Genomic DNA, 25,235 nt, shown 5'->3' on the forward strand with positions numbered 1-25,235 from the left:
AGCGATATTGCGGCAACCTGTTCTCTCGACTAAGCGCGCGGCCATGGCAAAAACCCCCCAAGCAATCCGCGGCACGCAGGATATTTTCGGTGCCGACGCCGAGGCCTTCGCCTTCGTGCTCGAAACCTTCGAACGCGTCCGCAAACTCTACCGCTTCCGCCGCGCCGAAATGCCCGTTTTTGAAAAGACGGAAGTCTTCGCCCGTTCGATCGGGGAGACCACCGATATCGTGTCGAAGGAAATGTATTCCTTCGAAGATCGTGGCGGGGAATCGCTGACGTTGCGGCCCGAGTTTACCGCCGGGATCGCGCGCGCCTTCATGTCGAACGGCTGGCAGCAGCACGCGCCGCTCAAGCTGGCGACCCACGGCCCACTGTTCCGTTACGAGCGTCCGCAGAAGGGCCGCTATCGCCAGTTCCACCAGATCGATGCGGAAATCCTCGGCGCCGCCGAACCGCAGGCCGATGTCGAATTGCTCGCCATGGCCGACCAGCTACTGAAGGAACTGGGCATCAAAGGCGTGACCCTGCACCTCAACACGTTGGGCGATGGCGATAGCCGCGAAGCCTGGCGCGCGGCGCTGGTCGACCATTTCCGCGCGGTGAAGAGCGAGCTTTCGGAAGATTCGCAAGAGCGGCTCGAAAAGAACCCGCTGCGCATCCTCGACAGCAAAGACCGCCGCGACCAGAAGTTCGTCGCCGACGCGCCGAAGATCGACCAGTTCCTGTCCGACGATGCGCGCGCGTTCTTCGATGCCGTCACCAGCGGCCTCGACGCGGCAGGCGTGAAGTGGACGCGCGCGGAAAGCCTGGTGCGCGGGCTGGACTATTACCGCCACACCGCCTTCGAGTTCATCCCCGACGAGGGCAGCGAGGCGGCGAGCAAGCTTGGTAGCCAGAGCACGATCCTCGGCGGCGGGCGTTACGACGGCCTGATGGAAAGCCTCGGCGGCGCGCCGACACCGGCGGTCGGCTGGGCCGCAGGTATCGAGCGGCTGGCAATGCTCGTTGGTGAGAAGAGCGACCCAGCTTCCGATCTCATCGTGGTCGTCGAGGATGATGACCGTATTGCAGAGGCTTTCGGGGTATTGAAACGCGCACGTTCCGAAGGCTTCACAGCTGAGATGATCTCAGGTGGTTCACCCCGCAAACGCTATGACAAGGCCGTGAAACGTGCTCCGAAGGTCATACTCTCGTTACAGAGAGATATGGGACACAGCGTCAGCCACGATAATCTTGACGAGCCTGTTCTCAGCGCCATCACTGCCTATAGCTAGCCGTCACACCGGACTTGATCCGGGGTCCCGCTTATCTTGCTGCGCGCCGGAAGTAAGCGGGATCCTGGCTCGGGGACCGGTATGGCGAGCAGAGAGAGAGAGAGAGAGAGAGAGAGAGAGAGAGAGAGAGAGAGAGAGAGAGAGAGAGAGAGAGAGAGAGAGAGAGAGAGAGCGGTCTCTTTCCTACCTTGCTTCTTCAGCGCTACTGAGCACCAATGTTCGACAACCCAGATAATCCCGATGACGGCCACCTGCCCCCTTCGAATTTTTAGTCACTGGACCGTGTTCCAAGCGTTCCACCATTCAGGAAACTGAGCCAAAACCTTGCAAATCCCCGCCGAACGCCTTGACCAGATCGCCCATCGCTTCGCCGAGCTCGAGGCGCGGATGGCGTCGGGCACGCTCGAGGGCGACGAGTTCGTCCAGGCGAGCCGCGACTATGCCGAGCTCGAACCCGTCGCCAAGGTAGCGGCCGAAGTGAAGGCCGCGCGCGAGGAGATCGCGAGCCTCGAGGACATGCTCGCCGATCCCGAGATGAAGGCGATGGCGGAGGAGGAGCTCGCCGAACTCCAGAAGCGGCTGCCCGCCGCCGAACGCCAGCTCGCCATCGCCATGCTTCCGCGCGACAGCGCCGACAACAAGCCCGCCATGCTCGAAATCCGCGCCGGTACGGGCGGGGACGAGGCGGCGCTGTTCGCTGGCGATCTGTTCCGCATGTACGAACGCTATGCCGCCGAGATGGGCTGGAAAGTCGAACCGGTCAGCATGAACGCAAGCGAGGTCGGCGGCTTCAAGGAAATCGTCGCCAGCGTCACCGGTCCCAATGTCTTCGCCAAGCTGAAGTTCGAAAGCGGCGTCCATCGGGTTCAGCGCGTCCCCGAAACCGAAAGCGGCGGGCGCATCCATACCTCGGCGGCGACCGTGGCCGTGCTGCCCGAGCCGGACGAGGTCGACGTGCAGCTCGACCCGACCGAATTGAAAATCGACACCTATCGCGCCAGCGGGGCGGGCGGCCAGCACGTCAACACCACCGACAGCGCGATCCGCATCACGCACCTTCCCACCGGCACGGTGGTGACCTGCCAGGACGGGCGCAGCCAGCACAAGAACAAGGAAAAGGCGATGCAGGTCCTGCGCACGCGCCTTTACGATGCCCAGCGCGAGGCGACGCAGGGCGCCGAGGCGGAGGCGCGAAAGGCCATGGTCGGCAGCGGCGACCGTTCCGAACGCATCCGCACCTACAACTATCCGCAGGGACGCGTCACCGATCACCGGATTGGCCTCACCTTGCAGAAACTGCCGCAGATCATAGCCGGGCCGGGTCTGGCCGAACTGGTCGAAGCGTTGATTGCCGAGGACGAGGCGAAGCGCCTTGCCGCCATGAATGACTGAGACGAACAGCGTCGGCGAGGCCATCCGCGCCGCCGCCGGCCGTCTTGCCGCGACCAGCGAAACGGCGCGGCTCGATGCCGAACTGCTGATGGCCCACGCGCTGGGGACCGACCGTTCGGCAATGCTGCTTCGATCGATGCGCGATCCCGCGCCGCAGGGCTTCGAAGCCCTCGTCCAGCGCCGCGCCGCGCACGAGCCTGTCGCCCATATCCTCGGCCACCAAGAGTTCTTCGGCCGCAGCTTCAAGGTCACCCCCGACACGCTGATTCCGCGCGGCGACAGCGAGGTGCTGGTAGAGGCCGCACTCGAGCTGCAGCGCGATGCCGCGCGTGTGCTCGATCTCGGCACCGGCACCGGTGCGCTGCTGCTCTCCGTGCTGGCGGAAACGCAGGCGCAGGGCGTGGGGACCGATCGTTCGCCCGCCGCGCTCGCCGTAGCGCATGACAACGCCGACCTCCTGGGCGTGGAGCACCGCGTGCGTTTCCACCTGCTCGACTGGACGGAGGATGGCTGGGCTGCCGATCTGGGGCAATTCGATCTTATTGTGTGCAACCCGCCCTATGTCGAGGACGAGGCTGATCTCGATCCCGATGTCTGCGGCCACGAGCCGCATGGCGCGCTATTCGCAGGACCCGAAGGGCTCGACGATTACCGCATCATCCTTCCGCAACTGCGTAGTTTGATGAGCGTGAGCGCGGCCGCGATTCTCGAAATAGGACACGAACAATCGCCCGCCGTAAGCGAAATTGCGCGGGCAGTAGGGTTCGCTGTCGAATTGCGCCGTGACCTCGCCGGACGGCCCCGCGCCCTCATTCTGACATAAAGGGGTTGGCAAAGCCGATTCGAGGCTTTAGTTCTGGCCATAGGCCAGTGGTGCGCGGACTATTCCGACCCGCCGGTTCTGAGCTCCGACATGGCAGTTTTGGTGCACGGCTTCGGCTTACGCATACCATGCTCAGACAGGAGCGCGCATGCCGCGAGAGGGTGCGGCATGCTCGATGGACAACGCGGAAGAGAAGCAGGCCGAGGGTCTGTACCGCGCCATGAAAAGGACGAGTATTCCTTGAACAACAATCGCAACAACCGTCGCCGCGGTCGTAACAACAACAACCGTAACCAGGGCGGCGGCAATTCGGCCAACCGGATCGACAGCCGGGCGCGCGGCAATGCCCCCCAGATGCTCGACAAGTACAAGAAGCTTGCGCAGGACGCCCAGCACAATGGCGATCGCGTGCAGGCCGAGTATTACCTGCAGTTCGCCGACCATTATTTCCGCGTGATCGCCGACAACAAGGCACGCCAGGAAGAGGCCAAGGCCAAGCGCCAGGACGAACGCGGCAACCAGTCGGACGATGACGACGGTGACGAGGACGGCGACGACAATCGCAAGAACCGTCGCCCGCGCGGTCGCCGCGAGGACGATCAGGGCCAGAACGAGGCCCGTGGCCGCAAGCCGCGCCGCAAGGCCGATGACGCAGACGACGCGGACGATTTCGAGCGCGGGGACAACCCCTTCACCCGCAAGGACGGCGAGGACGAGGCACCCAAAAAGCGCCGCGCTCCGCGCAAGGCCAAGAAGGGCGAAGAAGGCGTTCCTGGCAACGAAGGCGAAATCGACGTGATCGTCCTTCCGCCCGCCATTGGCGGCGACGAGGAAAAGCCCGCTCCGCGGCGCCGCAAGCGCAAGAGCGAAGAAGGCGAGGATGTGAGCGCGGGCGGCTGATCGCGCTCCACCTGCCTGTTTTCCTTGCCATCCACGCGTCCTGATTTAACAGTCGCGAGGTGATGGATCGTATCCCGGATTTCCTGCAGCGCCACCCGAAATGGAGCGCGCTGGTGCTAGGCTTCGCCTCGGCGACCGGCTTCCAGCCCCTGCACCTGTGGCCGCTGGGCCTTGCCGGCATGGCGGCCTTCGTCTGGCTCGCCTTCCGGCAGGAGAGCGGCAAGCGCGCCTTTCTCCTCGGCTGGCTGTTCGGCGTTGCGCATTTCACGCTGACCAACAACTGGATCGCGACGGCCTTTACCTATCAGGCGGAGATGCCCGCCGCGCTTGGCTGGGCTGCGGTCCCGCTGCTTTCGCTCTACCTTGCTGTCTGGCCCGCGCTGGCGGTGCTTGGCGCGTTCCTGCTCGCACGGGGACGCGGCCTCCCGGCCTTCTCGCTCGCGCTGGGCGCGTTTTGGATCGCGGCGGAATGGCTGCGCAGCTGGGTCTTCACCGGCTACGCTTGGGGCCCGTTCTCGCTAATGCTGCTGGGCGACTGGGAGCGGCCCGGCCTGGCCATGGCACTGCCGTGGCTAGGCACCTACGCCCTCTCGGGTCTGGCGGTGGCGCTGTGCGGGCTGATGGCGTGGATGATTGCGGCTCGGCGCTGGCTGCCGCTTGGACTGAGCCTCGCGGCCGTGCTGGCCGGCATGTTCATTCCCGCAGGCGCGGCGCGGGAAGGATTTCTCCCAGTGACGCTGGTCCAGCCAAACCTGCGACAGGAAGAGCTCGATGATCCCACGAAGTTCGAAGAACAATTCGTGCGGATAGCCTCGCTGAGCACGCCGGAACGTCCGGTCAGCCGCCGCCTGGTGCTGTGGCCCGAAAGCGGCGTTCCCGACTATCTGCGCGACGGCTATCCGCAGCGCTACTACATCCAGATGACCGCCGGCGGAGACCCGTCTTTTGCCCGCTATCGGATCGCCCAGGCTCTCGGGGATGGCGGGTTGTTGCTGACCGGCGCGGTCGATCTCGAAATCGCCACGGTCGACGGGGGGCGCAAGGCCATAGGCGCGTATAATTCGGTCACGCCGATCGACGCCGAGGGCAATCTCGGTCCGCGCTACGCCAAGGCGCACCTCGTGCCCTATGGCGAATACCTGCCGATGCGCGCGCTGCTCGAGCCGCTGGGCCTTTCGCGGCTGGTGGCGGGATCGATCGACTTCATCCCAGGGCCCGGGCCGCAGACCTTCGATTTCGGACCGCATGGCAATGCGGGAATGCAGATCTGCTACGAGATCGTCTTTTCAGGTGAAGTGGTCGATCGGGCCAACCGCCCCGACTATATCTTCAATCCTTCCAACGACGGCTGGTTCGGCGCATGGGGGCCGCCCCAGCATCTCGCGCAAGCGCGTCTGCGGGCAATCGAGGAGGGTCTTCCCGTGCTGCGCTCTACGACCACGGGAATCAGCGCAATCATCGACGCGCGCGGCGTAGTCCGTGACCATATCGGACGGGCGCAGGCGGACCGCATCGACACGCTGGTCCCGCCTGCGGCTGCGCCGACGCTGTTCGCGCGTCTCGGCCACTGGCTTTCGCTTGTCTGGGGGATAGTGCTTCTAGGCGCATCGCTGGTTGCAAGTCGCCGCGCGCGGCGCTAGGAGATGCGCCACACTTAAAGCTATCTTTATATCCTTTACTGGGGTCTTCATGCGCACTAATTACCTGTTCACCTCCGAGAGCGTCTCGGAAGGCCATCCCGACAAGGTTTCCGACCAGATCAGCGACGCCATCGTCGACCTGATGCTGGCCAAGGATCCCGAATCGCGCGTCGCCTGCGAAACCATGACGACCACGCAGCGTGTGATCCTCTCGGGCGAAATCCGCTGCGCCCCGATGTATGACAAGAATAATCCTGACTGGGCCGACAATGGCGGCTGGGCTCCGGGTGCTAAGGACGAGATCGAAAAGGCCGTGCGCCGCACCGTCCGCGAAATCGGATATGAGCAGGATGGCTTCCACTGGGAAACGCTGACCTTCGAAAATCACCTTCACGGCCAGTCGGCTGAAATCGCGCAGGGCGTCGATGCCAGCGGGAACAAGGACGAAGGCGCCGGCGACCAGGGCATCATGTTCGGCTTCGCCTGCGACGAGACGCCCGATTTGATGCCGGCAACGCTCGATTATTCGCACAAGATCCTCGAGCGCCTCGCCGCCGATCGCAAGAACGGCACCGCACCCTTCCTTGAGCCCGACGCCAAGAGCCAGCTTTCGCTGCGCTACGAAAACGGCAAGCCGGTCGCCTGCGCCGCGATCGTCGTCTCGACCCAGCACGGCAAGGGCTATCACGAGGGCGAGAAAGAAGCCGAACTCAAGGCCTATGTGAAGAAGGTCGTGAACGAGATCCTGCCTGAAGGCTGGGTCTCGGACGAGACCGAATGGCACATCAACCCCACCGGCGCCTTCGAGATCGGCGGCCCGGACGGCGACGCTGGCTTGACCGGACGCAAGATCATCGTCGACACCTATGGCGGCGCGGCCCCGCATGGCGGAGGCGCGTTCAGCGGCAAGGACCCGACCAAGGTCGACCGCTCGGCCGCGTACATCACGCGCTATCTTGCCAAGAACATCGTCGCGGCCGGCTTTGCCAAGCGCTGCACGATTCAGCTTTCCTACGCGATCGGCGTCTCGAAGCCCCTGTCGCTCTATGTCGACACGCATGGCACCTGCGCAGACGGCGTGACCGACGAAGCGCTGGAAAACGCCATCGCCGGCATCGAGAAGCTCGGCGGCCTGACCCCGCGCGGTATCCGCACGCACCTCGGCCTCAACAAGCCGATCTACCGAAAGAGCGCGGCCTATGGTCATTTCGGTCGGCAGGCCGAAGGCGATGCCTTCCCGTGGGAGCGCACCGACCTCGTCGACGACCTCAAGGCGGCGATGGGCTGACCCGGAACTCTACGGACACGATAAGGGCGGCCTCTCGGGGCCGCCCTTTTTTGTCGCGAAGGATCAGTCGAGAATGCCGCGGCGTACGTCCGGTCGGATGTCGTTGCCAAAATCGTCGTCGCGGAACCACTGGCCGACCTTGCGACCGAACTTGGCAACCGCGCTCATGTTGAAGAAGTGCATGATACCGAGCGCGACGACCACCAGACCGATTTTGGTCGAGAGGAATTCGAGCGTTTCGGCCCAGCCCTGAGGCGGCGTCCCGAAGCGCAGCGTGAGCAGGATCCAGCCGAGATTGACGAGGTAGAAGCCGACCACCAGCAGATGGTTGGTCGAATGGGCGAGTGTGTCGTCATGCCCGAAGCACTCCTTCAGGAACACGATCCCGTTTTTCGAAAGCGTGCGGGCGACCCAGATCGTCAGCGCGATGCTGACGACCAGATAGGCGATATAAGCCGGGACGAGATACATAAGACTTCTCCTCTAATCTCTGAAATTTGAGAAATTCGTAGCGGCGGTGTTGGTGAGTGGATCTCCTCCTTTAAAAACGGGGTGGTCAGTCCTTCGGTTTGCCGCCGGGGAGGAGGCGCGCAACGCGGCTCCCGAGTTTCATCAGCGTCACCAGGGTCGACTTGGGCAAGCGGCGGACATCGGCATACCAGCCGGCAAGGTTGCCGATGAACTCATGCATCCGGCCCACTCGCTCCCGGATATGGGCGGGCACGTCACCGCGCTTCTCCAGACTTTCCGACAATTCGCCAAGGAGCTGGATCGTGGGATCGATCTCGCGGCGCTTTCGCTCGGCCGTGATCTTCATGAGCATGTCCCACAGATCCGTAGCGGCGGTAAAATGATCGCGGCGATCGCCTTCGACATGCACACGCCGGACGATCTGGTAGGATTGCAACTCCTTCAGTCCGTTCGAAACATTCGAGCGCGCAAGACCGAGTTTCTCGCAGATATCCTCGGCATGGCGCGGGCGGTCGGAGAGGTAGAGCAGAGCGTGAATCTGCGCGACCGACCGGTTGACGCCCCATTCGCTCCCCATTTCACCCCAATGGAGGATGAATGCGCGCGCTTCGGGAATATCTATGATGTCGGCCACGACTCAAACCTCCTTTTCTCAATTTCTGTAATTACAGAAATTCTAGGTTGGATCAAGGCATGTCTGGACTTTGTGGCTAGTCGTCTTGCCCCTTGGTCGGCGAAGCTCTCTCGGAGGCCAGCTCCGCATCGGAAAATACGAAGGGGCTGCGAACCGAGGGCATGCCGTCGATCTCCAGCTTCATCCCGCGCGCCACGATCTGGCGGTCGGCGAAGACTTCGTCGATCTCGTTGATTGGACCGGCAGGAATGCCAGCCTTGGCGCAAGCGGACAGCAGGTCTTCGCGCGACCATTGCGCGGTCGCCTCGGCTATCAGCGCGTCGACCTCGCTACGCCTCTCGACGCGGGCCGCGTTGGTGGCGAAGCGTTCGTCTGCGAGAAGGTCCTCGCGGCCAAGGACGGTCAGCAGCTTGCGGAACAGCGCGTCGTTGGCAGGGGCCAGCACCACCTGCCCGTCGCTGGTCGGGAACACGCCATAGGCGCTCACCTGTGCATGCGCGTTGCCCATGCGTGGCGGATTTTCACCGGTCGCGAGATAGCTCATCGCCTGGTTGGCGAGAAGTGCTACCGAACTGTCGAGCAGACTCATATCGATCCATTGCCCCTTGCCGGTGCGGTGGCGCATCAGCAGCGCGGCCTGCACGGCGTTGGCCGCCCATAGGCCGCAGGACAGATCGCTGATCGAGACGCCCATCTTCATCGGCTCGCCCTCGGGCTTCCCGGTCAGGGCCATGAAGCCGCTCATCGCCTGAATGACGAAGTCGTAGCCGGGTTCGTCGCGACGGGGTCCGTCCTGCCCGAAGCCGGTGATCGAGCAATAGACGAGCGCCGGGTTGGCCTTGGCCAGCGTGTCGTAATCGAGCCCGAATTTCACAAGACCGCCGGGCTTGAAGTTCTCGAGGACCACGTCCGCCCCGGAGGCGAGGTCTGCCACGCGGGCAAGGTCGGCCTCGTCCCTGAAGTCCGCGACCACGCCTCGCTTCCCGCGGTTGCAGGCGTGGTAATAGGCGCTGGTCGTCTCGCCCCCATGCTCGACCCAAGGCGGGCCCCAGATGCGCGTGTTGTCGCCTTCGGGGCTTTCGACCTTGATCACGTCCGCGCCGAGATCGGCAAGGATCTGGCCCGCCCACGGCCCGGCTAGGACGCGCGCGAGTTCGAGCACCTTCAGCCCGGCCAGCGGGCTGTCCTCGTTGCGCGGTCTGGCGAGCCAGTCGGCCATGGTCGGATTATCCGAGCGCAACCTCGTATTTGGCGGTCGTACTGTGGGCGATGTCCTGCTCGCTCACACCCGGCGCCAGTTCGACGAGCTGGAAGGTGCTCTCGTGGTCCTTGCGGCGGAACACGCCGAGATTGGTAACGATCATGTCGACCACGTTCTGCCCTGTCAACGGCAGGGTGCAGGCCGGGATGAACTTCGCGCTGCCGTCCTTGGCCGTGTGGTCCATTACCACTATGATCTTCTTCACGCCCGCGACGAGGTCCATGGCGCCGCCCATGCCCTTGATCATCTTGCCCGGAATCATCCAGTTGGCGATGTCGCCATTCTCGGCCACTTCCATCGCGCCCAGCACGGTGAGATCGATATGGCCGCCGCGGATCATGGCAAAGCTTTGCGCGCTGTCGAAATAGGCGCTGTGGGCCAGTTCGCTGATGGTCTGCTTGCCGGCGTTGATCAGGTCGGCGTCTTCCTCGCCCTCATAGGGGAAGGGGCCGATGCCGAGCATGCCGTTCTCGCTCTGCAGCGTGACGTGCATGCCATCGGGAATGTGGTTAGCGACCAGCGTCGGAATGCCGATGCCGAGATTGACGTAATAGCCGTCTTCCAGCTCCTGCGCGGCGCGGGCGGCCATCTGGTTGCGATCCCAGCCGGTGCGGACGTTCGTATCGGTCATGTCAGTTGCCTTCGTTCATGATTGCAGGCGCAGCGGAAGGAGCGGTCGCGGGCGACCAGCGGGTGCCTTCGGGGTAGACCTCGCCCACCGTGCCCTTCAGCGAATCGCCGTAGACGGGGTTGGGCAGAACGAACCAGCCGTTGCCCCACAGTTGCGCGAGATCGCCGCGCGCCGCCAGTTCGCGGCGCTCGGCTGCGGGCAGGTTGTCGTCGTTGAAGATATCGGCGAAATCGCCGAGATTGTCGCCCGCCAGCGCGATCACGCAATAGCGCTCGGCGATCAGGGCGCGTCGCCCGTCCTTGTCGCCGCTATCCACGCCATCATCCCCGCGCAGGAACAGCGTTTCGCGGTGGACTGCCTCGCCGAGACCGGCGGCTGCGATCGCCTTGGCCGCGCCCTCGGGGCTGTACTGGCGGTTTGTGTTGAAGACCGGGGTGATGCCGGCCTCGCGCAGGCGGCGCAGGCCGGTGACCGCGCCCGGGACGGGGCGAATGTAGCTCGCGCCGGTTTCTTCCCACAGCTTCCACGTTTCGCGCGAGTAGCTGTTGCCGGTCGCGGCGACCCAGTATTCGTAGCCCGTGTTGAGCAGGACGGTTTCGTCGACATCGAATACGACCGCCAGCGGCTTGATCGTCTCGCCGTCGGAGCACAGCTGCGGCGCGGCCACCACTCCGCCCACGCCCATGGCGACCGATTGCGGCACGCGGCGTTCGCGGCTGCGGGCAACGGCGTAATCGGCAAGGCCGCGCCAGGCCTGGATTGAGGCCCCGGCGGCTTCGCCCGAACCGTAGAGCCACTGCATGCTGTCGGGTGCCTCGGCATCGAGTCCCGGTGCGATCGGCGCTTCGGGAGCGGGAATGGTCGCACAGGCGCCCAGCGCCAGCGCGGCGAGCGATACGAGAGTGCCGCGCATCATGCGCTCTCCCGCTCGCGCGTGGTCACGAATTCGATCTTCTTGTCGTACGGCGCGCCGACGATCATGCGCTGCACATAGACACCGGGCAGGTGGATGCAGTCCGGATCGAGGCTGCCGGTCGGGACCACTTCCTCTACTTCGACGACGCAGACCTTCCCGCAGGTGGCGGCGGGCAGGTTGAAATTGCGTGCGGTCTTGCGGAAAACGAGGTTGCCGGTCTCGTCGGCCTTCCATGCCTTCACAATGGCCAGATCGGCGAAGATTCCGCGTTCGAGGATGTAATCCTCGCCATCGAAACTCTTCACTTCCTTGCCCTCGGCAACCTGGGTGCCGACGCCAGTTTTGGTGTAGAAGCCGGGGATGCCCGCACCGCCGGCGCGCATACGCTCGGCCAGCGTGCCCTGGGGACAAAATTCGACTTCCAGCTCGCCGGAGAGGAATTGCCGTTCGAATTCCTTGTTCTCGCCGACATAGGACGAGATCATCTTCTTCACCTGCTGGGTGCGCAGCAGCATGCCGATCCCTTCGTTGTCGACCCCGGCGTTGTTGCTGGCGAAGGTCAAGCCCTTCACCCCGCTCTCGCAGATCGCCTCCAGCAGGCGTTCGGGGATGCCGCACAGGCCGAAGCCCCCGCTGGCAATCAGCATGTCGTCATGGAGCAACCCGTCGAGGGCGGCAGCGGCGTCGGGAAAGAGCTTGTTCATCGGACCTCCGTTACGGCTTGGCTGCTAGCGCCCAGTTTGTGATAAGTCACCCCCGGAACAAGGAGATGCACGATGCGCGCATGGTCGATGCTGCTTTTCCTGCCCCTGTTGGCAGCCTGTGAGCCCGAGCCTGCTCCCCAACCCGAGCCGAGACAGGCGGATCCGATGGTCGTAAAGCAGGAAACCGAGCGACGCGACCTGCTCACAGGGGCGGCGCGCGCGGGCGATTTCAAGGCCAACTTCGGCGAGCCCTTCATCCAGTTCGAAAACCGTGGCAGCCGCATGGCGATCAGCCAGAGCTACGGCGGACCCGATTACCAGGTCATCAACGTGGCGCGCAGCGTCGATGGCGGCACAACGGTCTTTCGGGCGCAGGAAGGAGCGGTGCCGGGCTCGTAACCTTTCGTCCTCACGATCGAGAAGGGCGCCTGCACCAATGAATTTTCGGGCGAGCGCACCGATTATCGCGCCTTTCTGGGCACGGCGAGCAATCCCCGGCAGTTGCAGTCCTGTGCTGCGCCTGCGAAATAGCCAACCTCACCGGAATAGGTAATTCAGGGGCTTATCCCTTCAACTTGCGTCTCACGCAACAAACCTTGTTCTTTTCGCACTTGCACAAAACGGTGCGTCCGCGCATATCTCTACCTGCCTTTCAGGCATCCTCTCCCAAGACTTTTCCAGCCCGGTTGGTTCGCCAGCCGGGCTTTTTTTCTTGCGCCACGTCCCTCGACTTCGGACCCCTCATGGCGCTCGCTCATTGCATTGGCATGATCCGGTCCCATCTGGATGGGCGGTTGCGCGAAGAAAAAGGGAGATAGCGCCATATGGCCGATGCGAACGCTGCGACAGCAAGTGACGAGAAGACGGTCAGGCTGCAGGTCGCCGCGGCACGGCAGGAAGAAAGCGGGCAGGGCATCGTCCGCATGCCGCGCTCGGCCTTCCAGGCGCTGGGCGTAACCGAAGGCGATCCGGTCGAGATCGTCGGCAAACGCGCCACGGTCGCAATCGCGATGTCGGCCTATGATGAAGACCAGACGATCGAGGTCATTCGCCTCGACGGCCTCCAGCGCGGCAACGCCGAAGTCGGTTCGGGCGAGCATGTGGTCGTGAAAGCCGCCGAATCGCGACCCGCCACCCGCGTCGTCTTTGCGCCCGCCAACCGCGATATGCGGCTGCAAGGCCCGTCGCAGGCGCTGAAGCGCAACTTTGCCGGCAAGCCGCTTCTGGCCGGCGACCTCGTGGCGACGACCGGCCAGCAGCCGGTCCGGAACATGCCGCCCGAAGTGCGCCGCATGTTCAACGCCCCCGCCTACGCGCTGACGCAAATCCGTCTATCGGTCGTGTCGACCACGCCCAAGGGCATCGTCCATATCGACGAGAACACCGAGGTCGAACTGCGCGCCGAGTTCGAACCCCCGCGCGACGCGCGCGCCGTGGTCAATTACGACGATGTCGGCGGTATCGACGACACGATCCAGGCGCTGCGAGAAATGGTCGAACTGCCGCTGCGTTATCCCGAGCTTTTCACCCGTCTTGGCGTCGATCCGCCTAAGGGCGTGCTGCTGCATGGCCCGCCGGGGACCGGCAAGACCCGCCTCGCACAGGCCGTCGCCAACGAAAGCGATGCCGAGTTTTTCACCATCAACGGTCCGGAAATCATGGGCTCGGGTTATGGCGAGAGCGAGAAGGCCCTGCGCGAAGTGTTCGAGCAGGCCACCAAGGCTTCGCCCGCCATCATCTTCATTGACGAGATCGATTCCATCGCGCCCAAGCGCGACCGCGTGCCGGGTGAGGCGGAGAAACGTCTCGTCGCCCAGCTGCTGACGCTGATGGACGGGCTCGAAGCACGGTCCAATCTCGTAGTCATTGCCGCGACCAACCGCCCCGAGGCCATCGACGAGGCGTTGCGCCGCCCGGGCCGCTTCGACCGCGAGATCGTGGTCGGCGTTCCCGACGAAAAGGGCCGCCGCGAAATCCTCGGCATTCACACGCGCGGCATGCCGCTGGGCGACAAGGTCGACCTCACCGAACTGGCCAAGGCCACCTACGGCTTCGTGGGTGCGGATATCGCCGCACTGGCGCGCGAGGCGGCCATCGATGCCGTCCGCCGCATCATGCCAAAGATCGATCTCGACGAACGCACGATCCCGCCCGAGGTCCTCGATGAGCTCTATGTGGGACGCGAGGATTTCCTCTCGGCCCTCAAGCGCATCCAGCCGAGCGCCATGCGCGAGGTCATGGTGCAGGTCCCCAATGTCGGCTGGGACAATATTGGCGGTGTCGGCGATGCGATAGACAAGCTGAAGGAAGGCATCGAACTTCCGATGAAGAATGCCGACGCCTTCCATCGCCTCGGCATCCGCCCAGCCAAGGGCTTCCTTCTCTATGGCCCCCCGGGGACCGGCAAGACGCTGCTGGCCAAGGCCGTGGCCAAGGAAGCGGAGGCTAACTTCATTTCGATGAAAAGCTCGGACCTGCTGTCCAAATGGTATGGCGAGAGCGAGCAGCAGATCGCCAAGATGTTCAAACGCGCCCGCGCCGTTGCGCCTTGCGTGATCTTCATCGACGAGATCGACAGTCTCGTTCCGGCGCGCGGTAGCGGGCAGGGCGAACCGCAGGTTACGGGCCGGGTGGTCAACACCATCCTGGCCGAGATGGACGGGCTGGAAGAATTGCAGTCGGTGGTCGTCATCGGGGCGACAAACCGGCCGACGCTGGTCGATCCGGCGCTGCTAAGGCCGGGCCGCTTCGACGAACTCGTCTATGTGGGCACGCCCGACAAGCCGGGTCGCGAGCAGATCCTCGGCATCCACACGGCCAGTATGCCGCTTGGCGACGATGTCAGCCTTGCCGCAATAGCGGGCAAGACCGAGCGTTTTACCGGGGCTGATCTGGAAGATGTCGTGCGGCGTGCCGGCCTGAACGCGTTGAAGCGCGCAGGCGACGATGTGCAGAACGTTGCCGCCGGGGACTTCGACGAAGCGCTCAAGGACAGCCGCGCCACGGTAACCAGCAAGATGGAATCCGAATACAAAAAGATGCGCGGCGAACTGAAGAAGCGCGCCGCCGAAGTGCAGCCTATCGGCTTCATCCACGAAGGCATGCTGGAGCCGACCCGCGACCGCAAGCACGGTAGCACCGAAAGCTGATCAGCCGCCCTTCGTCCGCTGGTTCGCCGCTTCGACTTCGAGCCGGTGGCGGATCAGCGCGTCGGGCTGTTTCTCACTCAGCCACGCCAGCATGTGCTCGCGGACGTCGCAGCGCAGGGTGAAGAGGTCGCCGATCGTGTCAGCGCTCATCGACAGGCGCAGTTCGATGCTCTCGGGATACGCCTCGGTCATGAGGAGGGCGAGATTGCGCCCGTCCCACAAGGCATGACCCTTCACGAACCGCTCGAATTCCTCGCGGATCGGCTCGATCTTCGCGACGGGATCGAGGTGCAGCATCACCGGCCCGGTCAGCTTCTCGCTCACGCGCGACCAGTTTTCGAAGCTTTGGTCGAGAAAGCGGCTGGTGGGCACCACGAGCACCCGCTCGTCCCATGTGCGGACGGTCACGAAGCTCATGCGAATTTCCTCCACGCGCCCGGCCTGCCCGTCGACCTTCACGAGATCGCCGATCCGCAAGGGCTGGGTCAGAGCCATCTGGAGGCCGGCGATCAGCGACTTGAGCGCCGGCTGCGCCGCCGCACCCACGGCCAGGGCCGCAAGACCGGCCGATGCCAGCATGGTCGTCCCGACATCGCGCACACCCGGTATGTTGAGCATGATGAGTGAAATGGTGACGATGAGGATGCCGACCCGCGCGGTACGCGAGAGGATTGCGATGCGCGTGCGGTAGCCTCGCTTGGCGACTTCGTCGCCCTCGGCCTCGAGCTGGCGTTCGTATCCGGCGGCGAGCCCCTTGACGAGAGCAAAGGCAACCCAGCCGATCACGGCGGGCGTGACGAAATCGGCGAAGACGTCCCAGCCATTGCCGACCAGCGCGTCGTTCTCGGCGGCGATCGATAAGGCGAAGCCGATCATAGCCCAGCGCACGGGACTGCGGATCTTCGCAACGACGACGTCGTCCATCAGGCTGGACGAGGCCTTGGTGAACTTGCGCAGGATCGCGAACACCACCCAATGCAGGATCAAGGCGGCCGTGATTGCGCCGCCCAGGGCGATCAGCGTATGGACGAGGCCTTCCTGCGAAACGGGCCAATTGTCGGGATGATAGCGGTCGAACATTCGCGCTATGCCTATTAAGCGAGCGGCTCGTCCGCAAGCATGGCGGGGCCCTTCTCGTGCGGGATTTCGATCGTAACGACCAGTCCGTCTTTCGTGAAGTCGCGTTTCACGCTGCCGCCGAACTGCCGCGCGGCGCTGTCCATCAGGAGGCTACCGAACCCTTTACGTTCCGGCTCCCCGTCGATTGCCACACCGGATTCGTGCCAGACGAGCGTGACGAGGTTTGCTTCCTCTTCCCACGATACGTCGATGGTGCCGCCATGCGCCCAGGCGCCGTATTTCACCGCGTTGGTGGTCAGCTCGTGCAGGACGAGACCGAGCGGGGTGATCCGCTTCGCGGGCAGCAGCACCTGTGGGCCAGAGACGGTCGCGGCCTGCGTCCGCGAGCGATAGGGCGCGAGCGTGGTGTCGATCAGCGCTGCCAGCGAGGCGAGCTCGCGGTCGAGTTCGCCTTGGCTCACCTCATGCGCTGTCAGTAGCGCGCGGATGCGGGCATCAATGGCATCGGTCACCGGCTTCGCCTCGGGCTTGTCGCGGGCGCTCATCTGCACGATCGCGAGAACCACGGCGAAGAGGTTCTTGACCCGGTGGTTGAGCTCGCGCGCAAGCAAGTCGGCCCGGTCGCGCGCTTCGCCGATAGCGGCTGCCTGGGCGGCTTCGGCTTCGGCCCGCGCGGCGCGCGAGACCAGCCGCGAACCGATGAGGATGGCCAGCAGCAGGAGAGTGATCAGCGCGCCCAGGAGGGGCAGGACACGACCCTCGATCCGCGCGGTTTCGCTGCGCTGGTCGGCCAGGATCCGCCGCTCGATCTCTTCCATTTCGCCGATGGCGCGGTTGAGACGTTCCATGGTTTCCTGCCCCTCGTCGGTCAGGACCTGCCGCCGCGCATCGAGCAAGCGCCCGTCTTCCAGCAGGATCACGGAGGATTCCATCTCGTCGAACTTCGCGCGCGAGAGCGCGTCGATTTCGTCGAGCAACTCTTCTTGCCTCGCCGTGGCGTTTTCGCTCAGCAATACGCGCAGGCGGTCGAGGGTGGGCTCGATCTGCTCGCTGCCTTCCTGGTAGGAACGCAGGTACCGCCGGTCGAGCGTGATCAGATAGCCTCGCTGGCCGGTTTCGCCGTTCAGGGCTGCCTTCTGAACGCGTTCGAGCTGGTCGAGGACATCGGCGGTCAGGGCCGCTTGGTCGCGCTCTTCTCGTTCCGCTTCCACGGTCTGGTACACAAGGTAGATCAGGCCGAGCATCGCGCCGCTGATGAACAGTAGCAGGACGGCGTTCGGCCAGCGCGGCAGGGTCCAGTTCGAACCGATCAATGCGCGGCTCCCCAGCTCTTGCCGGTCCCGATCTCAACCCCGAGCGGGACCGATAGCTCGACATATGGCTGAGCAGCCCCTGCCATGACCCGTTCGATGATCGCACTTGCCGCCGCCACATCCGCTTCGGGCAGCTCGAAGACCAGTTCGTCATGCACTTGCAGCAACATGCGGACATGGCCGAGGCCGGCCTCTTCCAGCGCGGAGTTCATCCGCACCATTGCGCGCTTGATGATGTCGGCGCTGGTACCCTGGATCGGCGCGTTGATCGCCGCGCGCTCGCTGCCCTGCCGTTCGGCCTGGTTCTTGGAATTGATCCGCGGGAACCACGTCTTCCTGCCGAATAGCGTCTCCGAATACCCCTTCTCGCGCACATACTCGAGCGTGTGGAGGATGTATTTCTGGATTCCGGGGAAGCGTTTGAAATAGGTGTCGATCATCGCCTGCGCCTCGTCGGCCTCGACTCCGAGCCGGCCTGCGAGGCCCCAGCGGGAAATGCCGTAGAGGATCGCGAAATTGATCGTCTTGGCGCGCGCGCGCGTGTCGCGGGTAACTTCGCCGAACATTTCGGTCGCGGTGCGCGCGTGGATATCCTCCCCTTCCGCAAAAGCTTCTTTGAGCGGGGCAACATCCGCCATGTGCGCGGCGAGTCTAAGCTCAATCTGCGAATAGTCGGCGGCGAGCAGGACATTGCCTTCCTCGGCCACGAAGGCGTCGCGGATCTGTCGCCCGATCTCGGTGCGGATCGGGATGTTCTGCAGGTTCGGATCGGTCGACGACAGGCGCCCGGTCTGCGCGCCGACGAGGCTGTAGCTGGTGTGCACGCGGCCGCTGCGCGGGTTGATCGCTTCCTGCAGCGCGTCGGTATAGGTCGACTTCAATTTGGCCAATTGGCGCCATTCGAGCACCTTGGCGGCGATTTCCGCGCCGTCGCCCGACAGCTTCTCCAGCACCGACTGGTCGGTCGAATACTGGCCGCTCTTGCCCTTCTTGCCACCCTTGAAGCCGAGCTTGTCGAACAGGATTTCGCCGAGCTGCTTGGGGCTGCCGACCGTGAATTCCTGACCGGCTATCTCGTGGATCTCGCCTTCGAGCCGCTTGGTCTCGGTGGCAAATTCCTCAGACAGTTTGGCGAGCCGGGCGCGGTCGACCTTGATGCCGTGACGCTCCATCCCGGCGACGACCGGGACCAGCGGGCGGTCCACCCGCTCGTATATCTTCGTGCCGCCTTCCACCGGGAGACGGCGCTTGAGCATCGCATGGAGGCGCCAGGTGACGTCGGCGTCCTCCGCAGCGTATTCGGTTGCCTTGTCGAGCGGGACCTCGGCGAAGGGAATCGCCTTCCTGCCCGTACCGCACAGCTCCTTGAAGCTGATGCAGGGGTGGCCGAGGTGGCGCTCGGCAAGTTCGTCCATGCCGTGTCCGCCGCCGATCCCGCTCTCACTGCGCCCGGCGTCGAGCGCGAAGCTGATGATCATCGTGTCGTCGATGGGCGCGACCGCGATGCCTTCGCGCGCGAGCACGTTAAGGTCGTATTTTCCGTTCTGGAAGACCTTCAGCACCGCATCGTCCTCGAGCAGCGGTTTCAGCGCAGCGAGCGCCTCGGCCTTGCCGATCTGTTGGGGCTTCTCGGCAAACATGTCGCTGCCGCCATGGCCAAGCGGGATGTAACAGGCCTGGTTGGGGCCCGTTGCAAGGCTGACCCCGACGAGGTCGCAAAGCATACAGTCGAGCGAGGTCGTTTCCGTGTCGACAGCGACAAGGCGCGCAGACCGTGCACGGGCAATCCATTCTTCCAGACGGTCCATCGACTGGACGCACTCATATTTTGCGCGATCCACCTCGGGTAGGTCGGGGAGCGGCTGGACGTTGCCTTGCGCGCTGGCCTCGGCTCCTTGCGTTTGCTGCTTGGGCGGGTTGAGGTCGGTCGCTCGGTTGGGGCTGCCGGTTCCCGCGTCGAGCCGACGCAGCAGGCTGGTGAAGCCGTGCTTTTCGAGGAAAGCGGCGAGCGGCTCGCTCGGCACGCCGTCAAGCTTCATGTCGTTGATCGCGATGGGAAGCGGGCAGTCTTCCTTCAGCGTCACGAGCACCCTGCTGAGTTCGGCGTCCTCGCGGTGCTCGATCAATCGCTCCTTGAGCTTGCTCTTTTTCATGCCCTCGGCCGCGTCGAGGGCAGCGCTGAGGTCGCCATGCTCGGCAATGAGCTTGCTCGCCGTCTTGGGCCCCACGCCGAAGATGCCGGGAATATTGTCGACCGAATCGCCCATCAGCGCGAGGACATCGCCCACCTTTTCGGGCGGCACGCCGAACTTCTCCTGCACTTCATCGATATAGATGCGAGCGCTCTTCATCGTGTCGAGCATGTCGATCCGCGCGCCGTCCTTTTCGCCGACGAGCTGCATCAGGTCCTTGTCGGAGGACACGATGGTCACGTTCCAGCCCGCGTCCTGCGCGGCGCGCGCGTAGGAGGCGATCATGTCGTCCGCCTCGACGTCGGGTTCTTCGACCAGCGGCAGGCTGAAGGCGCGGGTGGCGTCGCGAATCAGTGGGAATTGCGGCACCAGGTCTTCGGGCGGATCGGGGCGGTTCGCCTTGTACTGGCCGTAAATCTCGTTGCGGAAGGAGTGGCTCGACTTGTCGAGCACCACGGCGAGGTGGGTCGGGCCGTCCGCCTTGTCGAGATCGTCGGCGAGCTTCCACAGCATTGTCGTATAGCCGTATACCGCGCCGACCGGCGTGCCTTCGGGGTCGGTCAGCGGCGGCAGGCGGTGGTAAGCCCTGAAGATATAGGCGGAACCATCGACGAGATAGAGGTGCTGCTTGTCGGCCATCGGCACGGCGTTAGCAGCGAGTCGAGCGATTGGGGAGCGGCAAAGGCAGGAAAAATGTGGGCTGGAAAAGGGTGGAATTGCGTCGAATTGAGGCAAGATGATGGCGAAATGTGGCGAATCCGCTTGCTAGGCCACAATCCGGCCACTATTTAGACACTGTAAGGCCCGAATTACCGGACCTTGCGCGAGGGGATTGGATCACTTTTCCTTCGCACCAGAACTCGCTGACTAAGGATTACATATTATGCGCAAGATCGCACTCGTCGCCGCCGCTTCGGCCGCCGCTCTCTCGCTCGCAGCTTGCTCGGAAGCAACCGAAGACTCGGCTGAAGTAACCGCTGAAAACGCTGTTGCAGACGCTGAAACGAACATGGACGAAGCTGCTACCGATCTGGAAACCGCTGGTGACGAAGTCGCCATGGAAGCCGACGACGCTGCTGCTGAAGTCGAATCGGAAGTCGAAGGCGAAACCGAAGCTGAAGCACAGGCTGACTAATCAGTCCGGCTTCGCAACGGTTTACCGTTACGAAAGGCAAAAGGGCGGCACCGCGAGGTGCCGCCCTTTTCCTTTGCCGGTTGGAATCTAGGGAGGCCTAGCCGCCGTAATCGGCGTCGGCCCAGACCCTTCCGTCGTTCTCCTTGGCGGCAAAGCCGCGGTAGAGCGCGCCGGCGATCGTCGATATCCGGGCATCGCGCATTTGGCGTGCCTGGAGTTTAAGGCCGCGATTGCCGTTCTCGGCCGCCATCGAGGAACTCTGGCCGGTCACATAGATTGCCGCGGCAATCGCACGGCCATCGGGCGTGTGGAAGATACCAATGTCGCTTGCCGTACGGCTCAGCGTGCCGGTCTTGTGGGCCAGCCCCGCGCTGACCGGAAGGGCCGAACGCATACGCTTTTTGCCGGTCGTCGTCGCGCGCATAGCGTTCATGATCACAGCGCGGGACGAGGGGCTAAGCCACTTGCCCTGATAGATTCCGGCGAGCAACTGGCCCATGGCGCGCGGCGTCGCGCTATCGCGTAGGTCAACGCTCGAGGCCGGATCGATCCGGCCATCCTCGCGCACGAGCGAGGCGATCGTCCGGTCGAGCTGGAATTCCTCGATCCCGGCCTTGCGCATCCAGGCGTTCACGGCGCGAGGGCCGCCGACCGCGTCGAGCAGCGCGTCGGTACAGGCGTTGCAGCTCTTGCTGATCATGAGATCGAGATGCTGCTGCGCCGAAAGATAGGCACCGCCAGGACGGGGGAGGCGCCATTCGCTCGAGAGCGTCCATTTGCCTGCATCGACGCCGGCGAGATAGACCGCAGCGATCGCCACCTTGCTGGTGCTCGCCATGGGGAAGCGCTGGTCGGCTAGTACGCCAATTTCCTGCCCGGTGCTAAGATCGATCGCGTAAACGCCGATCCGCCCGCGAGACCCGTCGGCAAGTTGCGCAACGGTGCGCTCCAGCGCGCTGTCGTGGCGTGCGTCGAAGCTGGCGGGCGTGCGAACCTCGGTGCCGAGGATCTGGTCGAACTGCGCGGAATATCCCGCCTTCGCCTGTTGCGCCTGTGCGGGCGATGCGAGCGCTATCGCACCCGCCGCCAGCAAACTCCCGAGTTTCATGATCCGCATGGCACTCCCAATACCAAATTCGTGGTTATCCAATTCTTAACGCAGGCTACAATTCCTGCACAAGAGGGATAACCGCGAATTGTGTCGTGCATGCGGCGAGGTATTTCAGCGCAACGAAATTTCCTGTCCGTGTCACGCCGCAGATATGACTTGCTCGATCCGCGAAGTGGGTTCTCCTGTCACGGTCTTGTCGATTTCGCCGACGATCCGCTTTTCCAACTCGGAGTGGTAGTGGCGACGCATTTCGCCCAAAGTCTTGGGATCGGCGATAACGAGTACATCGCTGATCTCGCCGGAAATAGCCTTGGCGTTGAGCCATTCGGCCGCCGCGGCGCCATGGGCCAGTTCGTTAAGGTCGGTCGCACCGCGGCGCTGGCCGATATCGTCCTGGTGCTTAACCCCGGCGCTGAAATTTGTCGCCGTGAGATCGGGTTTCTGGGCGCTGCCGAGCCTGGGTTCGAAGGGCTGGCCGCTGTTCTGCATGACAGTGAAATGCGTTCCATCGACGATTGCGACATGGGCCTTGTGTGGCAGCTTCATGGGGATGGTCTCCTCGTTTCCTTGGGGTTTGGCAATCCAACGGTCGAGCGCGGTTTGAGGTCCGCACTTGTAGGGATTCCCTCTCTGCGCCACACATGCTGCATGGGAGAGAGCGAGGGCGAGAGCCTGCTGCATGTTGGATTGACCCGCGCGCTCGCTCGTGCAGGCCTCGGCGCGCCCGTGCGGCTGCGGCGTCTCACCGGCGGCGCCACGATGGAGAGCTGGCGCTTCGAGGCCGATGGCGAGGCCTTCGTCCTGCGCCGTGCTCCGAGCCCTGCTTTCATGGAGGAGCGCCCCTTCGGCCATCCAACCGAGGCGGCGATTATCCGCGCGGCGAAGGCGGCCGGTGTCACCGCGCCGGAGGTCCTTGTCGAGCTTCAAAAGAGCGATGGCATCGGCAGCGGCTTCGTCATGCGCGCGCTTCCCGGCACGCCCGATCCGCGCGCCATTCTGGCCAGCGCATCGCCGGCACAATTGGTTCAACAGGCGGCACAAGACCTTGCACGCATCCATTCCATCGGCGCGGCCGACTTGCCCGCCGATGTTCCCACGCTCGATTATCGGGAAGGCGTCGAAAAGCTGCGCGAGCAGTTCGAGGAGGCGGGTGGCGATCGTCCGATCATTGCGCTGGGCCTGCGCTGGCTGTTGGACAATTTGCCAGAGCCGGTCGAGCCGGTGCTCAACCACGGCGATTTCCGGCTGGGCAATCTGCTGGTGGAGGATTCGCAGTTGACCGGCGTGCTCGATTGGGAACTGGCCCATTTCGGCGACTGGCACGAGGATCTCGCCTTCGGCTGCATGCCGGTGTGGCGGTTCGGGGCCTATGACAAGCCTGCGCTGGGGCTGGGGTCGTTGGATGAGTATTTCGCAGCATACGAAGCAGTTGGCGGAAGGCCGGTCGATCCGGAGCGCTTCCGCTTTTGGACGGTCTACCGCACAGTCTGGTGGGCATTGGGCTGCCTCAAGATGGCGGCCTACTGGCGCAGCGGGGAAGACCGGATGTTGGAACGGGTCGTCATTTCGCGACGGACCAGCGAGCAGGAACTCGATCTGCTGCTCATGCTGGAAAAAGAAGCGCTCGAAGAAGAACGACGCATCAAATTTCAACCTTTTGAGGGATTCGGAAATCATTTTGGCGAAGCGGGTGTAGAAGAACTTGCAGTAGCCATCTCGGAGTGGCTTGAAAGCATCAAGCCTGCCATGACCGGGCATGACAGGTTCCAACTTGCGGTTGCGCGTAACGCATTGAGCATCATTGGCAGGAATGACCGGATCATGCCTGCTGGGGGTCTAATCGAGGATTGCGACCGAATCCTCGAAGGTGAGTTGGGTTTCAAGACGCTCGGCTTCCTAGAAGAACGCCGCAAAGAGGCGCTCGAAAAGGTCGAGGTGGATTCGCCCAAATATCCCTCGCTCGCGGTGGCGCGGCGCAAATGGCTGGGAGACGATTGATGGACTTTTCAATCCCGCATGACCTCGAGGACTATTACGCCGAACTCGTCCAATTCATCGAGGCCGAGATCAAGCCGTTGGTCGCGAAAGACGACAATATCCGCTTCTTCGACCATCGCCGCGAGAACGCGCGGACCGATTGGGAGCGGGGTGGGCTGCCCAACCATGAATGGGAAGACTTGCTGCGGCAGGCGCGCAAACTGGCGGACAAGGCGGGCCACTGGCGCTTCTCCGCGCCCGAGAAATACGGCGGCAAGGACGGCTCGAACCTCTGGATGGCGGTGATCCGCGATCGCTTCGCCCAGCGTGGGCTGGGCCTCCACAACGATCTCCAGAACGAGCATTCGATCGTGGGCAATTTCCCCTTCGTCGCCATGTTCGAACAATGGGGCACCGAGGAGCAGAAACAGGAATTCATCCTCGGCGGTTTCGAAGGCACGCGCCGCGTCGCCTTCGGCCTGACCGAGCCCGACCACGGCAGTGACGCCACCCATATGGAAACCACCGCCGTGCGCGAGACCCGCGATGGCGTGGACGGTTGGCTGATCAATGGCGAGAAGATGTGGATCACCGGCATGCATGTCGCCACCCATTGCGCGATGTTCTGCCGCACCAGTGGCGAAGCGGGGGATGCGCGGGGGATCACCTGCCTGCTCGTGCCGAACCCGACCGAGGGGCTGGAGATCGAGGAGTGGATGTGGACCTTCAACATGCCCACCGACCACCCGCGGCTATCGGTGACGGATGTCTGGGTGCCCGAAAGCGCCATGCTCGGCCGCGAAGGCCTCGGCCTCGCGCTGGCGCAAAGCTTTGTCCACCAGAACCGCATAAGGCAGGCCGCGAGCAGTCTTGGTGCAGCAACCTACTGTGTCGAGGAAAGCGTCAAATACGCCCGCGAGCGAAAACCTTTTGGCGAGGAACTGGCGCGCAACCAGGCCATCCAGTTCCCGCTGGTCGAGCTGGCCACCCAGTGCGAGATGCTCCGCCTCCTGATCTACAAGACCGCCTGGGAAATGGACAACATGCCGCATGAGGAGATCGAGAAGACGATCTCCGACAAGGTCTCCATGTGCAATTACCGGGCGAATCGGCTGGTGTGCGAGGCCGCCGATCGCGCGATGCAGGTGCATGGCGGCATCGGGTATTCGCGGCACAAGCCGTTCGAGCACATCTATCGCCACCACCGCCGCTATCGCATCACCGAGGGCGCGGAAGAGATCCAGATGCGCAAGGTCGGCGCGTATCTGTTCGGCTATCTCGGGCCGCGCAAGGGGCGCTACGCCTCCGGTTAGTCCCCGCTCCCATGTCGTTGGCAGAAGTT

22 protein-coding genes are annotated in these 25,235 nt (G+C 63.7%); 11 read left to right on the top strand and 11 right to left on the bottom strand.

Annotation, left to right across the window (positions count from 1 at the left end; all coding sequences use genetic code 11):
• The first annotated feature begins 43 nt into the window (after positions 1-43).
• The 6 genes from hisS (at position 44) to metK (ending at position 7,319) form a co-directional block, all read left to right on the top strand.
• On the top strand, positions 44-1,276 hold the full coding sequence (gene hisS / locus ED21_RS06400) for a histidine--tRNA ligase (RefSeq protein ID WP_006833034.1): 1,233 nt from the start codon (positions 44-46) through the stop codon (positions 1,274-1,276).
• A gap of 324 nt (positions 1,277-1,600) precedes the next feature.
• Entirely contained in the window at positions 1,601-2,668 is a 1,068-nt protein-coding gene (gene prfA / locus ED21_RS06405) for a peptide chain release factor 1 (protein WP_006833035.1), read from the top strand.
• Positions 2,661-3,491: a peptide chain release factor N(5)-glutamine methyltransferase gene (gene prmC / locus ED21_RS06410; protein WP_006833036.1), complete on the top strand. Its 831-nt coding sequence runs from the start codon at positions 2,661-2,663 to the stop codon at positions 3,489-3,491. Before prfA ends, prmC begins: the two co-directional genes overlap by 8 nt.
• Before the next feature lie 240 nt (positions 3,492-3,731).
• A complete protein-coding gene (locus ED21_RS06415) occupies positions 3,732-4,391 on the top strand; it encodes a DUF4167 domain-containing protein (protein ID WP_006833038.1) in 660 nt (219 codons plus the stop codon).
• Between the two features lie 62 nt (positions 4,392-4,453).
• The gene (gene lnt / locus ED21_RS06420) at positions 4,454-6,031 is read left to right on the top strand and encodes an apolipoprotein N-acyltransferase (protein ID WP_006833039.1); all 1,578 of its coding nucleotides are present in this window, start codon (positions 4,454-4,456) and stop codon (positions 6,029-6,031) included.
• A gap of 49 nt (positions 6,032-6,080) precedes the next feature.
• Positions 6,081-7,319, top strand: coding sequence for a methionine adenosyltransferase (gene metK, locus ED21_RS06425; RefSeq protein WP_006833040.1), 1,239 nt, complete (start codon positions 6,081-6,083; stop codon positions 7,317-7,319).
• Between the two features lie 63 nt (positions 7,320-7,382).
• On the opposite strand, the gene ED21_RS06430 is transcribed toward metK, so the two are convergent.
• The 6 genes from ED21_RS06430 to ED21_RS06455 form a co-directional block, all read right to left on the bottom strand.
• Complete coding sequence (locus ED21_RS06430) at positions 7,383-7,790, bottom strand: hypothetical protein (RefSeq protein ID WP_006833041.1); 408 nt, start codon at positions 7,788-7,790, stop codon at positions 7,383-7,385.
• A gap of 85 nt (positions 7,791-7,875) precedes the next feature.
• Positions 7,876-8,424, bottom strand: coding sequence for a GbsR/MarR family transcriptional regulator (locus ED21_RS06435; RefSeq protein ID WP_006833042.1), 549 nt, complete (start codon positions 8,422-8,424; stop codon positions 7,876-7,878).
• Positions 8,425-8,500: 76 nt separating this feature from the next.
• Positions 8,501-9,643 (bottom strand): CaiB/BaiF CoA-transferase family protein, encoded by a 1,143-nt coding sequence (locus tag ED21_RS06440; RefSeq protein ID WP_006833043.1) that lies wholly within the window; start codon positions 9,641-9,643, stop codon positions 8,501-8,503.
• A gap of 7 nt (positions 9,644-9,650) precedes the next feature.
• Entirely contained in the window at positions 9,651-10,316 is a 666-nt protein-coding gene (locus tag ED21_RS06445) for a 3-oxoacid CoA-transferase subunit B (protein ID WP_006833044.1), read from the bottom strand.
• A gap of 1 nt (position 10,317) precedes the next feature.
• Complete coding sequence (locus tag ED21_RS06450; RefSeq protein WP_006833045.1) at positions 10,318-11,232, bottom strand: 5'-nucleotidase, lipoprotein e(P4) family; 915 nt, start codon at positions 11,230-11,232, stop codon at positions 10,318-10,320.
• Positions 11,229-11,936 (bottom strand): CoA transferase subunit A, encoded by a 708-nt coding sequence (locus ED21_RS06455; protein ID WP_006833046.1) that lies wholly within the window; start codon positions 11,934-11,936, stop codon positions 11,229-11,231. The genes ED21_RS06450 and ED21_RS06455 overlap by 4 nt, the downstream gene beginning before the upstream one ends.
• A 72-nt stretch (positions 11,937-12,008) precedes the next feature.
• Here ED21_RS06455 and ED21_RS06460 point away from each other — a divergent pair, with 72 nt between their 5' ends.
• Both ED21_RS06460 and ED21_RS06465 read left to right on the top strand, forming a co-directional pair.
• Positions 12,009-12,335, top strand: coding sequence for a hypothetical protein (locus tag ED21_RS06460; RefSeq protein WP_006833047.1), 327 nt, complete (start codon positions 12,009-12,011; stop codon positions 12,333-12,335).
• Between the two features lie 425 nt (positions 12,336-12,760).
• Entirely contained in the window at positions 12,761-15,085 is a 2,325-nt protein-coding gene (locus ED21_RS06465; RefSeq protein ID WP_006833048.1) for a CDC48 family AAA ATPase, read from the top strand.
• On the opposite strand, the gene ED21_RS06470 is transcribed toward ED21_RS06465, so the two are convergent.
• Genes ED21_RS06470 through polA form a run of 3 tightly spaced genes read right to left on the bottom strand, consistent with a single transcriptional unit; the run spans position 15,086 to position 20,309 of the window.
• The gene (locus tag ED21_RS06470) at positions 15,086-16,165 is read right to left on the bottom strand and encodes a mechanosensitive ion channel family protein (protein WP_006833049.1); all 1,080 of its coding nucleotides are present in this window, start codon (positions 16,163-16,165) and stop codon (positions 15,086-15,088) included.
• Positions 16,166-16,179: 14 nt separating this feature from the next.
• Complete coding sequence (locus ED21_RS06475; protein WP_006833050.1) at positions 16,180-17,478, bottom strand: sensor histidine kinase; 1,299 nt, start codon at positions 17,476-17,478, stop codon at positions 16,180-16,182.
• Positions 17,475-20,309 carry a DNA polymerase I gene (gene polA, locus ED21_RS06480; RefSeq protein WP_006833051.1) on the bottom strand — a complete coding sequence of 945 codons (2,835 nt, stop codon included), beginning with the start codon at positions 20,307-20,309 and terminating at the stop codon, positions 17,475-17,477. The genes ED21_RS06475 and polA overlap by 4 nt, the downstream gene beginning before the upstream one ends.
• Before the next feature lie 244 nt (positions 20,310-20,553).
• Between polA and ED21_RS06485 the strand changes: the two genes are divergently transcribed.
• A complete protein-coding gene (locus ED21_RS06485) occupies positions 20,554-20,805 on the top strand; it encodes a hypothetical protein (protein ID WP_006833052.1) in 252 nt (83 codons plus the stop codon).
• Between the two features lie 97 nt (positions 20,806-20,902).
• On the opposite strand, the gene ED21_RS06490 is transcribed toward ED21_RS06485, so the two are convergent.
• Together ED21_RS06490 and ED21_RS06495 are read right to left on the bottom strand one after the other, a co-directional pair.
• Positions 20,903-21,922, bottom strand: a complete 1,020-nt coding sequence (locus ED21_RS06490; RefSeq protein ID WP_006833053.1) for a serine hydrolase — start codon at positions 21,920-21,922, stop codon at positions 20,903-20,905.
• A 132-nt stretch (positions 21,923-22,054) separates the two neighbouring features.
• Positions 22,055-22,462, bottom strand: a complete 408-nt coding sequence (locus tag ED21_RS06495) for a host attachment protein (RefSeq protein WP_006833054.1) — start codon at positions 22,460-22,462, stop codon at positions 22,055-22,057.
• Between the two features lie 102 nt (positions 22,463-22,564).
• Between ED21_RS06495 and ED21_RS06500 the strand changes: the two genes are divergently transcribed.
• Both ED21_RS06500 and ED21_RS06505 read left to right on the top strand, forming a co-directional pair.
• Complete coding sequence (locus ED21_RS06500) at positions 22,565-23,914, top strand: phosphotransferase (protein WP_006833055.1); 1,350 nt, start codon at positions 22,565-22,567, stop codon at positions 23,912-23,914.
• Entirely contained in the window at positions 23,914-25,206 is a 1,293-nt protein-coding gene (locus tag ED21_RS06505) for an acyl-CoA dehydrogenase family protein (RefSeq protein WP_006833056.1), read from the top strand. Before ED21_RS06500 ends, ED21_RS06505 begins: the two co-directional genes overlap by 1 nt.
• Positions 25,207-25,235 lie beyond the last annotated feature (29 nt).

Source organism: Erythrobacter sp. SD-21, assembly GCF_000181515.1.
GTDB lineage: Bacteria > Pseudomonadota > Alphaproteobacteria > Sphingomonadales > Sphingomonadaceae > Qipengyuania.